10 protein-coding genes are annotated in these 15,468 nt (G+C 62.1%); 9 read left to right on the top strand and 1 reads right to left on the bottom strand.

What is annotated here, in order from left to right; genetic code table 11:
- Positions 1-22: 22 nt before the first annotated feature.
- The 3 genes from glpK to glpD all read left to right on the top strand — a co-directional run bounded on the left by glpK (position 23) and on the right by glpD (position 4,255).
- The gene (gene glpK, locus KY379_RS18810) at positions 23-1,522 is read left to right on the top strand and encodes a glycerol kinase GlpK (protein ID WP_133331843.1); all 1,500 of its coding nucleotides are present in this window, start codon (positions 23-25) and stop codon (positions 1,520-1,522) included.
- A gap of 189 nt (positions 1,523-1,711) precedes the next feature.
- Complete coding sequence (gene glpR / locus KY379_RS18805) at positions 1,712-2,467, top strand: DNA-binding transcriptional repressor GlpR (RefSeq protein WP_133331844.1); 756 nt, start codon at positions 1,712-1,714, stop codon at positions 2,465-2,467.
- 249 nt (positions 2,468-2,716) lie between these two features.
- Positions 2,717-4,255 (top strand): glycerol-3-phosphate dehydrogenase, encoded by a 1,539-nt coding sequence (glpD, locus tag KY379_RS18800; protein ID WP_261241154.1) that lies wholly within the window; start codon positions 2,717-2,719, stop codon positions 4,253-4,255.
- 54 nt (positions 4,256-4,309) lie between these two features.
- On the opposite strand, the gene KY379_RS18795 is transcribed toward glpD, so the two are convergent.
- Positions 4,310-8,530 (bottom strand): NEL-type E3 ubiquitin ligase domain-containing protein, encoded by a 4,221-nt coding sequence (locus KY379_RS18795; RefSeq protein WP_261241155.1) that lies wholly within the window; start codon positions 8,528-8,530, stop codon positions 4,310-4,312.
- A gap of 414 nt (positions 8,531-8,944) precedes the next feature.
- On the opposite strand from KY379_RS18795, the gene KY379_RS18790 reads away from it, so the two are divergent.
- The 6 genes from KY379_RS18790 (at position 8,945) to KY379_RS18765 (ending at position 15,451) form a co-directional block, all read left to right on the top strand.
- Positions 8,945-9,862, top strand: coding sequence for a glutamate/aspartate ABC transporter substrate-binding protein (locus tag KY379_RS18790; RefSeq protein WP_133331847.1), 918 nt, complete (start codon positions 8,945-8,947; stop codon positions 9,860-9,862).
- Between the two features lie 141 nt (positions 9,863-10,003).
- The gene (locus tag KY379_RS18785) at positions 10,004-10,750 is read left to right on the top strand and encodes an amino acid ABC transporter permease (protein WP_133331848.1); all 747 of its coding nucleotides are present in this window, start codon (positions 10,004-10,006) and stop codon (positions 10,748-10,750) included.
- Positions 10,751-11,422, top strand: a complete 672-nt coding sequence (locus KY379_RS18780) for an amino acid ABC transporter permease (RefSeq protein WP_261241156.1) — start codon at positions 10,751-10,753, stop codon at positions 11,420-11,422.
- Positions 11,419-12,153: an amino acid ABC transporter ATP-binding protein gene (locus KY379_RS18775; RefSeq protein ID WP_133331850.1), complete on the top strand. Its 735-nt coding sequence runs from the start codon at positions 11,419-11,421 to the stop codon at positions 12,151-12,153. The genes KY379_RS18780 and KY379_RS18775 overlap by 4 nt, the downstream gene beginning before the upstream one ends.
- 68 nt (positions 12,154-12,221) lie before the next feature.
- Positions 12,222-14,126: an ATP-binding protein gene (locus KY379_RS18770; protein WP_133331851.1), complete on the top strand. Its 1,905-nt coding sequence runs from the start codon at positions 12,222-12,224 to the stop codon at positions 14,124-14,126.
- Positions 14,123-15,451: a sigma-54-dependent transcriptional regulator gene (locus KY379_RS18765; RefSeq protein ID WP_261241157.1), complete on the top strand. Its 1,329-nt coding sequence runs from the start codon at positions 14,123-14,125 to the stop codon at positions 15,449-15,451. Before KY379_RS18770 ends, KY379_RS18765 begins: the two co-directional genes overlap by 4 nt.
- Positions 15,452-15,468: the final 17 nt, after the last annotated feature.

The following is a 15,468-nucleotide window of genomic DNA, read 5'->3' as shown; positions in this document are numbered from 1 at the left end:
CTCATTTGCAAGGCCTATGACCATGACAGATACCCAGGATAAGAACTACATCATCGCCCTGGACCAGGGCACCACCAGCTCGCGAGCCATCATTTTCGATCGTGATGCCAACGTGGTCGGCACCTCCCAGCGCGAGTTCGCCCAGCACTACCCGCAAGCCGGTTGGGTCGAGCACGATCCCATGGAGATCTTCGCCACGCAAAGCGCGACCATGGTCGAGGCGCTGGCCCAGGCAGGCATCAGCCATGCTCAAGTCGCGGCGTTGGGCATCACCAACCAGCGTGAAACCACGGTGGTCTGGGACAAGGAAAGCGGTCGCCCGGTGTACAACGCCATCGTCTGGCAGTGCCGCCGCAGCACCGAAATCTGCGCCCAGCTCAAGCGCGATGGGCATGAGGATTACATTCGCGAAACCACCGGCCTGGTCACCGATCCCTACTTCTCCGGCACCAAGCTGAAATGGATCCTCGACAACGTGGAAGGCGTGCGTGAGCGCGCCGAACGCGGCGAATTGCTGTTCGGCACCATCGATACCTGGCTGATCTGGAAATTCTCCGGCGGCAAAGTGCATGTCACCGACTACACCAACGCCTCGCGCACCCTGATGTTCAACATCCATAGCCTGCAGTGGGACGAGAGGCTGCTGGAGATTCTCGGCATCCCCCGGCAGATGCTGCCCGAGGTCCGCCCGTCCTCGGAAATCTACGGCCACACCAAGAGCGGTATCGCCATCGCCGGTATCGCCGGCGACCAGCAGTCGGCACTGTTCGGCCAGATGTGCGTAGAGCCCGGCCAGGCCAAGAACACCTACGGCACCGGCTGCTTCCTGCTGATGAACACCGGTGACAAGGCGGTGAAGTCGTCCCATGGTCTGCTCACCACCATCGCCTGCGGTCCTCGGGGCGAGGTGGCCTATGCCCTGGAAGGTGCGGTATTCAACGGCGGCTCCACTGTGCAGTGGTTGCGCGACGAACTGAAGATCGTCAACGACGCCCTGGACACCGAGTACTTCGCCAGCAAGGTCAAGGACAGCAACGGAGTCTATCTGGTGCCGGCATTCACCGGCCTCGGCGCCCCGTACTGGGACCCTTATGCCCGCGGCGCACTGTTTGGACTGACTCGCGGAGTGAAAGTCGACCACATCATCCGGGCGGCACTCGAATCGATCGCCTATCAGACCCGCGATGTCCTTGACGCCATGCAACAGGATTGCGGCGAGCGCTTGTCGGAGCTGCGCGTGGATGGCGGTGCAGTGGCTAATAACTTCCTGATGCAGTTCCAGGCCGACATCCTCGGCACCTGCGTCGAACGCCCGAAAATGCGTGAGACCACAGCACTTGGCGCAGCGTACTTGGCTGGCCTTGCCTGTGGCTTCTGGAGCGGCCTGGACGAGTTGCGCAACAAGGCGATCATCGAGCGCGAGTTCAGCCCGCAGCTTGACGAGGCCCACAAAGAAAAGCTCTATGCCGGCTGGAAGAAGGCGGTCGAGCGCACCCGAGACTGGGAAGATCACGAAGCCTGATCACCCGCGACCGACGTTCACCGACAAGCCGGATCCCCCGGATGCCGCAGCGTTTTCACCCCAGCTGCGGCTCCGAAGGGGAAACGGCTGACCGGTATCCGGACGTTTCGTACCCCGATCGTCACTGGCCGTCATCCATTTCCTACGGCATCATTGCAGAATTTGTCCGGCAGCCCAAAAGGACCGCCCATGAATCTGCCTCCTCGCCAACAACAAATACTCGAGCTGGTGCGCGAACGCGGTTACGTCAGCATCGAAGAAATGGCGCAGCTGTTCGTCGTCACCCCGCAAACCATCCGCCGCGATATCAACCAGCTCGCAGAACTCAACCTGCTGCGCCGGTATCATGGCGGTGCTGCCTACGATTCGAGTATCGAGAATACCGCCTATGCCATGCGTGCCGACCAGATGCGCGATGAGAAGCAGCGTATCGCCGAAGCGGTGGCACGGCAGATCCCGGACCATGCTTCCCTGTTCATCAATATCGGCACCACCACCGAATCCATCGCCCGGGCACTGCTCAACCACAGCCACCTCAAAGTGATCACCAACAACCTGCACGTTGCGGCGATCCTCGCTGCCAAGGACGATTTCGAAGTCCTGGTGGCCGGCGGCACGGTGCGTCGTGATGGCGGCGTGGTGGGCCAGGCCAGTGTCGACTTCATCAGCCAGTTCAAGGTCGACTTCGCCCTGGTGGGCATCAGCGGTATCGACGAAGATGGTAGCCTGCTCGACTTCGACTACCAGGAAGTGCGGGTTTCCCAGGCGATCATCGCCAATGCACGGCAGGTGATCCTGGCCGCAGACTCCAGCAAGTTCGGGCGCAACGCCATGGTTCGCCTGGGTTCGATCAACCTGGTCGATTGTTTGGTGACCGACCAGGCGCCGACAGTGGCACTGGGCGAGCTGCTGAACCGCTACAAGGTGCGGCTCGAGGTGGTCTGAGCGCCGGCCGCGCAGACCGCGATACTCCTGGCTTCCTTCGGTCGAGCGCCGCGCCGGCGGTGCTCGCTGTGCGCAGCTTGGCAGCTGTGAAACCCACTCACCCCATGTTCGCTTTTGTTCATTTTGCTGTAGTCCGATCAGTATTTTCTATAAAGACTGACTGGCGAGCAGTGCCTTGTTGCGCTAGTATTTTCGAAAACGAACATCAATGTTCATATTCGATGTGAACAGCCTCAGGAGGCCTTGCCCGTGTCCCAGCCCGTTTCGTCCCAGCCGCCCCTTGCCGACTGCTACGACCTCGCCGTGATCGGCGGAGGCATCAATGGCGTGGGCATCGCTGCCGACGCCGCCGGGCGTGGGCTGAAGGTGTTCCTTTGCGAAAAAGACGACCTTGCCCAGCACACCTCATCGGCCAGCAGCAAGCTGATCCATGGCGGTCTACGTTATCTGGAACATTACGAATTCCGCCTGGTGCGTGAAGCACTCGCCGAGCGCGAGGTACTCCTGGCCAAGGCTCCGCATATCGTCAAGCCGATGCGCTTCGTACTCCCGCACCGCCCGCATCTGCGCCCGGCCTGGATGATTCGCGCAGGCCTGTTCCTGTACGACCACCTGGGTAAGCGCAAGCGCCTGGGCGCCTCACGTAGCCTGCGTTTCGGCCCGGGCTACCCGCTCAAGCCGCAGATCACCCGTGGTTTCGAATATGCCGATTGCGCGGTCGACGATGCCCGCCTGGTGGTACTCAACGCCATGGCTGCCCGTGAACACGGCGCGCACATCCATACCCGCACACGCTGCCTGCATGCTGAACGCGTCGACGGCCTGTGGCAGGTCGAACTGCAATTGGCCGATGGCTCCCAGCGCAGCATCCGCGCGCGGGCGCTGGTCAACGCCGCCGGCCCCTGGGTCGCGACCTTCATCAAAGACGACCTCAAACTCGATGCGCCTTATGGCATTCGCCTCATCCAGGGCAGCCATCTCATCGTGCCGCGTCTGTACGAAGGCGAGCATGCCTACATTTTGCAGAATGAAGATCAACGGATCGTCTTCTGCATTCCCTACCTCGAGCGCTTTACCCTGATCGGCACCACAGACCGCGAGTACAGCGGCGACCCGGCCAAGGTGGCAATTACCGAGGAGGAAACCGATTACCTGCTGAAGGTGGTCAACCAGCACTTCAATCAACCGTTGAGCCGTGCGGACATCCTGCACACCTACTCCGGCGTGCGCCCTCTGTGCAATGACGAGTCGGACAACCCTTCGGCGGTAACCCGCGACTACACCCTGGCCCTCTCGGCCAGCACCGGCGAGGCGCCGCTGTTGTCGGTATTCGGCGGCAAGCTGACTACCTACCGCAAGCTGGCGGAATCGGCCATGGCCGAACTCAAGCCATTCTTCAGCACCATGGGCGGTAGCTGGACTGCCGACGCGCCGCTGCCCGGTGGCGAACACATGACCACCGCGCAAGCGCTGGTCGAGCAGCTGCAGGGCAAACATGCCTGGTTGCCGGTAGAGATCGCCAAGCGTTGGGCGGTGACCTACGGCAGCCGCGTCTGGCAATTGCTCGACAGCGTTCATGGACCGGATGACTTGGGCCAGGCCTTTGGTGGAGGCCTGTTCTCCCGGGAAGTGGATTACCTGTGCCGCGAAGAATGGGTGACGGATGTCGACGACATCCTCTGGCGCCGGACGAAATTGGGCCTCTTCACCAGTGCCGCGGAACAACAGGCGTTACGCGAGTATTTGCAGCGAATGCACGCACAGAGCAGGCAGACCCAAGCAGCCTGACCGGCTGTAGTCAATTGGGCAGGCCATGTCGGCCTGCCCAAACCATTTACGCAATCAAGGCTCGAGCCGTTCGTAAGCCTCACGGGCCAAAGTGCGTATCAGTGCACGTTCGGCCTCCTCATACTCGTGCATCAGTGCATTGCTGCGCTGGAGAAATTCCCACTCACCAAGCGCCCCCCGTTCCCGCTCGGATTCATTCGCCTCGAGCTGGCTCTGAAAGCGCTCGGTCGCCTGCTCGAACCGTGCGGCGTGGTACTCACGCACATGGGTTTCCCAAAAAGGACGCTGGGCAAGCGAGTCGATCAGCGCTTCGGCGGTTTCTGCAGCGATGACCTGCTCCTGTGCAGCGAGCACATCTGCCATGTCGACGTGGGCGAATGCCTCGTAATGCATTGATACAGGCTCAATCGGCAACCCGAGTGGCCGCCGCAATTTGGCTCGATAGAACATTCGCACCTCGATATCGTCCACCAGGCGCGAAGCCTGTGTACGCATACGCTGCAAATGCCGGGCAGCAAGCCGATCGACCTCATCCAAGCGGAACAACGACCTCGCCAGACGCACCAGCCGAGACTCCGCTATCGCTCGCCCTCCTTCACCTGTCGCTCGCTCGACCAACACCCCAAGCTCAAGCTGGCCAAGGGTATACAGCAAGCGATCTTCGCAGGTGCGCGGGCCGGATGCCTCGTGGAACAGACGGGTGCGAACGTGCTCATGAAGCTCGCAGAATTCCAGAATGCGCCACACCCTGTTTCGATAGTGGCCCGGATGGGCATCGAAGTCCTCGCTACGAGAGAAATCGGCCAGAAAGCGAAACAACCCATCAGAACCCGGCTCGGCCCGCAAGGCTTCCCAGCGCCGCTCCCGCTCGGCCCGTAAACTCACGTGGACACTTCCCAGCCAACGGTCGCGCACAGTCTCCGTCACCGCTTCATGTTGATAAGCGGGGCTACGCCGTGCACCCGGATGGACGCCCCCTTGGCCCTCGACCAAAGCAGCGCTGGCTTGATCGAGTGGGTTATCGTGCAGAGCCATTCGCCCCAACCTGTCCCCCAGCTGGCGCAGTCCCTGCCGCAACTCTCGAATGCGGTTATCACGGGCGTCGATATAGGCTCGCCAGTAACTGCGCGAAGGCGAGACCTGCAATCCGACGCTGCGCAGCCGCACGTCACGTAGATTACGCAGTCGCGGGAGAATGGGCGCACGCCCGAGCGGGTTATGACTCAGATCCAGCACCTGCAAGTGGCGCAAGGCCGAAAGCCGACGCTCACCCGACACGTCCATGACGATGCGGTTGCTCGATAAATGAAGTTGACGCAGTTGGCTCATGAGTTCGATGCCCGGAGGGATAGCGGTCAGGTGATTGTCCCGCAGATCCAATTCGTACAACCGGGTGAAACGCCCCAGGAACGATTCGTCGAGATCAGCGAGATTCATACCGCGCAGCACCAGACGCCTGACATGGGAATAGTCAACGCCGTCCGGCAAGCTTGGCATCTGCCCCACCCGCTCGCCCTCGATCACCAGTACGTACTCTCCGCCCTCATTGACAAGCTTGCGGCGCCAACTTCTGCGCAGCTGGTTGGCGACTCGACGCCTGCGGATGGCGTCCAGCGGGTTGCTCGCAGTGCGTTGCCATGCGCGAAGGCTGGTGCGGATACCCGTCAACTGCTCCTGCAAGCGTGCATAGTGCGCCCAGAGATCCTCCCGACGCTCGAGCAATGCCATCAGGTAAGCATCCAGCTCCCCATTGCTCATCAGAGGGAAAATCTGGTGAATGCCGCGCCGGATGGCCTGGCGACTGCTTTCACCGCGCCCGCTCAGCGTATAACCCAGTCGGCCATCGCCCAGACGCCTGGGAGGACGGAAGCCACCGCCTATCGGCGCGATGCCAACTAACTGAGCAGCTCGTTCGCGATCGGCTGCGGCGAGCGCCAACAGGCGCGAGGCCAATTGCTCCGATGTGAGCGCAACATCGACCTCAGGCCGGCATTGCACCACAACCTGCAGCAAACCTGAAGGCGACGTCGAACTACCCGCCAACTGGTAACCTTCAGCCCCCCGGATGATGTGCCGAAGGCTTTGCGCAGCCTCCGCGCCCAGCCTACCCAGCAACGCCCCGCCGGCCGCCCCGTCACGCAGTTCGATACCGACCTCACTGGGCCACGATCCTGTCTCGGGCAACAATCCCAGGACCAGGCGCTCACCGTCGGCGTTCATCAGACGAGGCAACCGCACCCCGGCCAAGGCGCGGTCCAAGCGGCTGTCACGGGCCACCCAGCGCGCTCGCTCCGCTAGCGTCAACGGCACGCGTCGGCGAGCCACCATGGCATCCATTTCGTCGCCACTGGCCTGGCTGACGAGCTCGCGCGCTGTGCGTACCGATAGACCTGAAAAATCGCGCAACAACAGGGCCTCCAGTGAACCTGGCTGTGCCTGACGCGCGCTGATCTGCATCTCCAAGCCATTGCGAGGCAACGTCGTGAACTGCTCATGCAGTCGATACCACTCCAAGGCATCGAGCAGCCTGGCCGGGACATTGGCATTTTCCAGGTGCAGACGGCGCAAACGGGCCTCGTCGAACCCGGTCGTCAGCATCAGGTATTCGGCAGTCGTATCGTCCAGTTCGGATAGCGCCAGCCCCAAGCGACGCATTAGCTTGCGGGCGCCTTGCCATTCCTGTGGCTGCTCCAAGGCGTGCCGCCAGCCGCCGGCAGCATTTTCCTCCAGCGCCGGGGCGTATGCGCCGCTGCGTTGCGGATGGCGTAGCCGGCTCGCTCCGGTCGCGGGATCCGTCTCAGCCTTGAAGATGGCGTCACCTTGATGCAACTGCCAATACGAGGGGTCCGAAGCGGGCGCCAGGGACACCAGATCCGCTTCACCCAGGCGATATCCAGGCAAGTCCTTCGCGCACAACTTGACCTGCCCCGAAGCGTTGCGAATCGGTACCAGATCGTCGACAAAGGGAACCCGGGCCAACGCGCCCATGGCCACGGAACTGCCAGCGCCTATGGCCAGCCCTGCCACGACATTGCCCGCTACATTGAACAGGTGATCCAGCGCGCCTTGCCGATCGCCGATTTGCCAATCCTGATACCCTTCGTAGACCTCCCCCGCAATCTGCACGGCGCCGACCGCCAGCAGCACCTCGCCCAACACTGGCACGAACAGCGCCGCCAGACTGACCACATCCAGCGACAGTTCGACGTAGGCATCGAGCCGCCGGCGGCGCGCCGGCTCATCTTCATCGTCGGTTGGCACGGCCAGTACCCGGGCATCATCGAGCAACTTTTCCACGAACTGGTTGGCCAAGTGATCGAACAGTCCCGTCTCAATGGGCAGATTGCGACCATCGAGCTCAACCTTCGCGGCCGTCGAACCCGACTCCAAGCGCTGCTTAAGGACGCCGAAGAACTGCGGGCGATCGCGTTCGCTGATGAATCGGCCGAAGAATTGCCTGTACTCGACAACCGCCAACCGCATGCCCAACTCATCGGACAAGGCTTGCCAGGAACCGTAGTGGCCCACGCTAGCGCGCGGGTCGCCAGGGATCCAGACCACGATACCGGTAACCGGTCCATCGGGCTTTTGCCGTAACTCGACGGTGACGATGCCGCGTACGCACTTGCCCAACAGGTACAACTGCCGAGCCGTCCGCGTCCCGGCAGCAGGCGGTACGACGGGCTTGGACGATACCAACGGCAACAGTTGCAGAAATACCGATTCATCCAGCTCCCCCTGGAGGGCAGCCTGGCGTATGGCGACCTCGAAATGCGCCTGCACGCTCGACGCTATGCGCGCACGCACCCTGCCTGCGGCTTGCCCGACAGGCTCCCCTGGGCCATCCATGGGCTTGAGATGATGTTTCAACACTGTCTGGTAGCGCTTACCGATATCCAACGATCGACACAGACTGGCGAACCGCTCGAAGGACAAGGGCAGGTCCGGCCCCTTCTGCGCAGCTCGCAAGTAGCCGCGCCGCTGCAAGCCATTACGCGTCTCGTCGCTGTGGTAATTGTGCAACGCTGCCGTCAGCAGGGACTGCCTGGAACAATGCGGCACCCTGGGGGGCGGTAAATGGGGGGCCGCTGTTGGCAACACGAGGGTTTGCTCGATCCATACCTGCGCCTGGCGTGGCTGGACCTCCGTCAGGCCCACCTTGCCCAGCGCCTGCGTGAGCAATGGCTCGGCAAAGGTATCCAAGTCAGGGATCTGGCCAAGTATGCCCTGGAGCAGATAGGAGGCTTGCTGCTGGCGCAGTAGCGCCCTGCGCAAGCCGTTGAACCTGTCAACGCTCGCCGTACGAAGCCATGCTGGCAGGCGCGTTGTGATAAGGGCGTCGATTGTATCTGGGGCGAAGCTCGCAGCGACCATGGGGCCTCCTTGACAAGAAAGCACACCATTAGACGAGCAATGCAGCGACCATTGAGGTAACAGGATATGTCACGGAGACCATTCATTCGGATTTCCGGACGCCCAAGTGCGCATCGTTCGGATTTACGTCCGATTTAATCTGTATGAAAACTCTGATACCTAGGGTTCTCGGGCGCTATGATCGATATCGGTAGCTTGGCACGACTCATGCTCTACACTCTTCAACCGAATGCACATCGCTTCATGCTGTATTCGTTGAACGAAGAGCCCCGCCAACGGCTCCATAAGAAAAACAAACACGTCGAGGAAAATTTGATGCGTATCGTTCGTCAATTGCTGGGTGCCGCTATCGCGGCTGCGGTCATCGCTTCGCCGGCCATGGCCGATGAGCTGACCGGCACCCTGAAGAAGATCAAGGAATCCGGCACCATTACCCTGGGCCACCGCGACTCCTCCATTCCGTTTTCCTACCTGGCTGGCAAGCCGGAACCGGTGGGCTACTCCCACGACATCCAACTGGCTGTCGTCGATGCCCTGAAGAAGCAACTGGGCACCGACATCAAGGTGCGCTACAACCTCGTCACCTCCCAGACCCGTATTCCGCTGGTGCAGAACGGCACCGTCGACCTTGAGTGCGGCTCCACCACCAACAACGTCGAGCGCCAGCAGCAGGTTGACTTCTCGGTCGGCATCTTCGAGGTCGGTACCCGCCTGCTGACCAAGGTCAAGGATGGTCAACCCGCTTACAAGGACTTCCAGGACCTGGCTGGCAAGAACGTGGTCACCACCGCGGGCACCACTTCCGAGCGCATTCTCAAGTCGATGAACGCCGACAAGCAGATGAAGATGAACGTGATTTCCGCCAAGGACCACGGCGAAGCCTTCAACATGCTCGAGAGCGGCCGCGCTGTCGCCTTCATGATGGACGACGCCCTGCTGGCCGGCGAAATGGCCAAAGCCCGCAAGCCGTCGGACTGGGTCATCACCGGGACCCCTCAGTCCTACGAAATCTACGGCTGCATGATGCGCAAGGGCGATGCTCCGTTCAAGAAAGCCGTAGACGATGCCATCGTGGCTTACTTCAAGTCGGGCGAGGTCAACAAGAGCTACGACAAGTGGTTCCAGCAACCGATTCCTCCGAAAGGCCTGAACCTCAACTTCAAGATGAGCGACGAGTTGAAGAAGCTGATCGCCGAGCCGACCGACAAGGCGGCGGACGAGAAGAAGTCCTGACCCTCTGATTGTGGCCCGGCGCCCACGGGCGCCAATCAATCCTGCAGGCCACCCATTAGTGTCTAACCTTTCATCCGAGGGCGTTCGCGCCCCCGGATGTTCGAAGGTGCCCGTGAAACAACCGTCTGAGGGGAAATCCCGATGAATTACAACTGGGACTGGGGCGTGTTCTTCAAGTCCACCGGCGTGGGCAGCGAAACCTATCTGGACTGGTACATCACCGGTCTGGGCTGGACCATCGCCATCGCCATCACCGCCTGGATCATCGCGCTGCTGCTGGGGTCGGTCCTCGGCGTCATGCGTACCGTACCCAACCGCTTGGTATCGGGTATCGCCACCGCGTATGTGGAACTGTTCCGCAACGTACCGCTGCTGGTGCAACTGTTCATCTGGTACTTCCTGGTGCCGGACCTGCTGCCCGAGGGCCTGCAGGTGTGGTTCAAGCAAGACCTCAACCCGACGACCTCGGCACTGATCAGCGTGGTCATTTGCCTGGGGCTGTTCACCGCCGCGCGGGTCTGCGAGCAGGTACGTACCGGTATCCAGGCGCTGCCCAGAGGCCAGGAAGCCGCCGCCCGGGCAATGGGCTTCAGCCTCCCGCAGATCTACAACAACGTGCTGCTGCCACAGGCCTACCGGATCATCATTCCGCCGCTCACCTCCGAGTTTCTCAACGTCTTCAAGAACTCCTCGGTGGCCTCGCTGATCGGCCTGATGGAGCTGCTGGCGCAGACCAAGCAGACCGCCGAATTCTCCGCCAACCTGTTCGAGGCGTTCACCCTCGCCACGCTGATCTACTTCACCCTGAATATGGGCCTGATGTTGCTCATGCGTCTGGTCGAGAAGAAAGTCGCCGTGCCCGGTCTGATTTCCGTGGGAGGCAAGTAAATGGACATGGATTTCAGCGAAATCATCCCCGCCCTGCCCGCCCTCTGGGACGGCATGATCATGACCCTCAAGTTGATGGTCATGGGCGTGATCGGCGGTATCGTGCTGGGCACCATACTGGCGTTGATGCGGCTGTCCTCGAGCAAGCTGCTGTCGAATCTGGCCGGCGCCTACGTCAACTACTTCCGTTCGATCCCGCTGCTGCTGGTGATCACCTGGTTCTACCTGGCGGTGCCGTTCGTGCTGCGTTGGATCACCGGCGAGGATACCCCGGTCGGTGCGTTCACCTCCTGCGTGGTCGCCTTCATGATGTTCGAGGCCGCCTACTTCTGCGAAATCGTCCGTGCCGGCGTGCAGTCGATCTCCAAAGGACAGATGGGCGCGGCGCAGGCATTGGGCATGAATTACGCGCAGACCATGCGCCTGATCATCCTGCCCCAGGCCTTCCGCAAGATGACCCCATTGCTGCTGCAGCAGAGCATCATCCTGTTCCAGGACACCTCGCTGGTGTACACCGTGGGCCTGGTGGACTTCCTCAATTCGGCACGCTCCAACGGCGACATCATCGGGCGCTCACACGAGTTCCTGATTTTCGCCGGCGTCGTCTACTTCCTCATCAGCTTCTCCGCTTCCTGGCTGGTCAAGCGCCTGCAAAAAAGGATCACCGTATGATTTCCATCAAGAACGTCAACAAGTGGTACGGCGACTTCCAGGTACTGACCGACTGCAGCACCGAGGTCAAGAAGGGTGAGGTGGTGGTGGTCTGCGGCCCATCGGGCTCGGGTAAATCGACCCTGATCAAGTGCGTCAACGCGCTGGAGCCGTTCCAGAAGGGCGACATCGTGGTCGATGGCACCTCCATTGCCGATCCCAAGACCAACCTGCCGAAACTGCGCTCACGGGTGGGCATGGTGTTCCAGCACTTCGAGCTGTTCCCGCACCTGACCATCACCGAGAACCTGACCATCGCCCAGCGCAAGGTGCTCGGTCGCAGCGAGGCGGAGGCCAGCAAGAAAGGCCTGGCCCTGCTCGAGCGCGTCGGCCTCAGTGCCCACGCCAAGAAGCACCCTGGCCAGCTCTCCGGTGGCCAGCAGCAGCGCGTGGCGATTGCCCGTGCACTGGCGATGGACCCGATCGTCATGCTGTTCGACGAACCGACCTCGGCACTGGACCCGGAGATGGTCAGCGAGGTCCTGGATGTGATGGTGCAACTGGCTCAGGAGGGCATGACCATGATGTGCGTGACCCACGAGATGGGCTTTGCCCGCAAGGTCGCCAACCGGGTCATCTTCATGGACAAAGGCAGCATCATCGAGGACTGCACCAAGGAAGAGTTCTTCGGTGACCAGAGCGCCCGCGACCAACGCACTCAGCACTTCCTCAGCAAGATCCTGCAACACTAAGTCGGCTCCCGTTTCCGCTGCCCGAGCGCCTTCGGGCAGCGGACGCTGGTCGTGACAAGGCCACTGTGATGAAATGCGACCCCTCGCTTCTTCTCCCTGCCAAGCCTGTCGTGAAATCCCGCCTGATCCGCCAATTGCTGCTGCCACCGTTGATCATCCTGCTGATGGTCGGCCTGGGTTTTGCCGGCTACCTGATCAGCGAGAACAACGGCATCCGCACCCTGAGCGAAAACGGCGAGCGCCAGCTCGAGCTGCACGCGCGCACGGTCGAGAGCGAAATCAGCAAGTACACCTACCTGCCGAGCCTGCTGGAACTCGAAGACAGCGTCTCGCAACTGCTCACCAATCCCGACGGCGGTAACCGTCAGACCGTCAACGAATACCTCGAAGGCCTGAATCGGCGCAGCCGCAGCCGGGCGATCTTCGTCCTCGATACCAATGGCCGCGTCCAGGCCACCAGCAACTGGCGCGATGCCGACTCGTTTCTCGGCGAAGACCTGTCGTTCCGTGCCTATTTCCAGACTGCCGTGCGCGGCGAACCCGGGCGCTTCTACGGCATCGGTAGCACCACTGGGGAGGCCGGCTACTACCTGGCCCACGGCCTGGAAGAGCATGGCAAGATCATTGGCGTGGCGGTGATCAAGGTGCGCCTCGATACTCTCGAGGAACGCTGGCAGCGCGCCCGTCTGGAAGCCTTCGTCAGCGACGAGAACGGCATCATCATTCTCTCCAGCGATCCGGCCCGGCGCCTGAAGTCGGTGCGCCCGCTGACCCCGCAGATCAAAGAGCGCCTCGCCCGCAGCCTGCAATACTACTGGTGGCCGCTCAACGAGCTGCAGCCGCTGGATCGCGAAATCCTCGCCGACGGCGTGGAAAAACTCACCTTCCCGGCCAACAGCGAAATCGCACAGGGCAAGCCCCACGAAGTGGCGTACCTGGCCCAGACCCGGCGCTTGGTGGACACCCCCTGGCACTTCACGCTGCTCACCCCCCTGCAGGACCTACGCCGTGAATCCATGGTGCAGGGCATACTGGTCGGCGTAGCCTTCGCCTTGCTGGCCATCCTCGGCATTGCCTGGAACGAGCGGCGTAAGGTGATCGCCACCCGACTGGCTGCTCGCGAAGCGCTGGAAGAAGCCAACAGCCAGCTGGAGCGGCGCATCACCGAGCGCACCGCCGACCTGCGCGCCAGCAATGAACGACTCAAGGGCCAGATCCGCGAGCGCCGCCATGCCGAGCAGACCCTGCGTCATGCCCAGGACGAACTGGTACAAGCCGGTAAACTGGCGGCCATCGGCCAGATGTCGACCAGTATCGCCCACGAACTGAATCAGCCGCTGGCCGCACTGCGCACGTTGTCGGGCAATACCGTGCGGTTTCTCGAGCGCGGCGCGCTGGACACCGCCAGCACCAACCTGCGCACCATGAACGACCTGATCGACCGCATGGGTCGGATCACCGCAAGCCTGCGCTCGTTCGCCCGACGCGCCGACGACAGCGGCCAGGCGTCCTTGGCCAAAGCCGTGGAGGCCAGCCTGCAGGTGCTGGGTAACCGTATCAGCGCCTGTCAGTTGCGCACGCACAGTCAGTTCGATGACGTGGGCCTGGCCATCGACCAGACCCGCCTGGAACAAATCCTGGTCAATCTCATCGGCAATGCCCTCGACGCCATGACCCACCAGCCGCAGCCGCAACTCTGGCTTGAAGGCGAGCTGCAGGGTGACAAGTACCGTCTGCGCGTGCGTGATAACGGCCACGGGATCGACAACGAGGCGCGCAAGCACCTGTTCGAGCCGTTCTTCACTACCAAGCCCGGCGAGCACGGCCTCGGCCTGGGCCTGACTCTCTCGGCGAGCCTGGCCGCCGCCGCCAAGGGCAGCCTGAACGTCGAGCACCCCGCCAGCGGCGGCACGGCATTCATCCTCGTCCTGCCCCTGACCAACCCCCTTCAGGAACCTGCGGAGCACCCATGAAGCCAACGCCTCTCACCGTCCTGATCGTCGAAGACGACCCGCATGTGTTGCTCGGCTGCCAACAGGCTCTGGCCCTGGAAGACATCGCCTGTGAAGGCGTCGGCAGCGCCGAGCAGGCCCTGGAGCGCATCGACGATGACTTCGCCGGCATCGTCGTCAGCGATATTCGCCTGCCCGGCATCGACGGCCTGGAGCTGCTCAATCGCCTCAAGGCTCGCGATCGTAGCCTGCCTGTGGTGTTGATCACCGGTCATGGCGATATCGACATGGCGGTCGGTGCCATGCGCAATGGCGCCTACGATTTCATGGAGAAACCGTTCTCCCCCGAGCGCCTGGTCGACGTGGTACGCCGCGCCCTGGAGCAACGCGGGCTGTCGCGCGAAGTGTCGGCCCTGCGCCGGCAACTGGCCGAACAGGGCAGCCTGGAGGGCCGGATCATCGGTCGCTCGCCGGCCATGCAGCAGCTGCGCGAACTGATCGCCAACGTCGCCGACACCTCGGCCAACGTGCTGATCGAAGGGGAGACCGGTACTGGCAAGGAGCTGGTCGCACGCTGCCTGCACGACACCAGTCGACGCCAGGGCAAACCCTTCGTCGCCTTGAACTGCGGTGGGCTGCCGGAAAACCTGTTCGAAAGCGAAATTTTCGGCCACGAGGCCAACGCCTTCACCGGTGCCGGCAAGCGCCGCATCGGCAAGATCGAACACGCCAACGGCGGCACGCTGTTCCTCGACGAGGTCGAGAGCATGCCGATCAATCTGCAGATCAAGCTATTGCGTGTGCTGCAGGAACGTACCCTGGAGCGCCTGGGTTCGAACCAAAGCATCCCGGTGGATTGCCGGGTGATCGCCGCCACCAAGGCCGACCTCGATGCCCTGGGCCAGAGCGGCCAGTTCCGCAGCGATCTCTACTACCGCCTGAACGTGGTGACCCTGGAGCTGCCACCGCTGCGCGAGCGCCGGGAAGACATCCTGCAATTGTTCGAGCACTTCCTGCAGCAATCGGCATTGCGCTTCGACCGGGAGGTACCGACGCTCGACAGCCAGACCCTGTCGCGGTTGATGACCCATGACTGGCCGGGCAACGTGCGCGAACTGCGCAACGTCGCCGAGCGCTATGCCCTTGGCCTGCCGGCATTCAAGAAAGGGCCCAGCGGCAGTGCCAACCAGGGCTTGGGATTCGCCGAGGCGGTGGAGGCGTTCGAGCGCAACCTGCTGAGCGATGCATTGCAACGCACCGGTGGCAACCTCAGCCAGGCCAGCCAGGAGCTGGGCATGGCCAAGACCACTCTGTTCGACAAAGTGAAAAAATACGGCCTCGGCTGACCTCAACCTCTGCTGGA

It is taken from the genome of Pseudomonas sp. HD6422 (genome assembly GCF_025377065.1).
Lineage (GTDB): Bacteria > Pseudomonadota > Gammaproteobacteria > Pseudomonadales > Pseudomonadaceae > Aquipseudomonas > Aquipseudomonas putida_U.
This window is presented reverse-complemented; position numbering and strand designations above follow the sequence as displayed.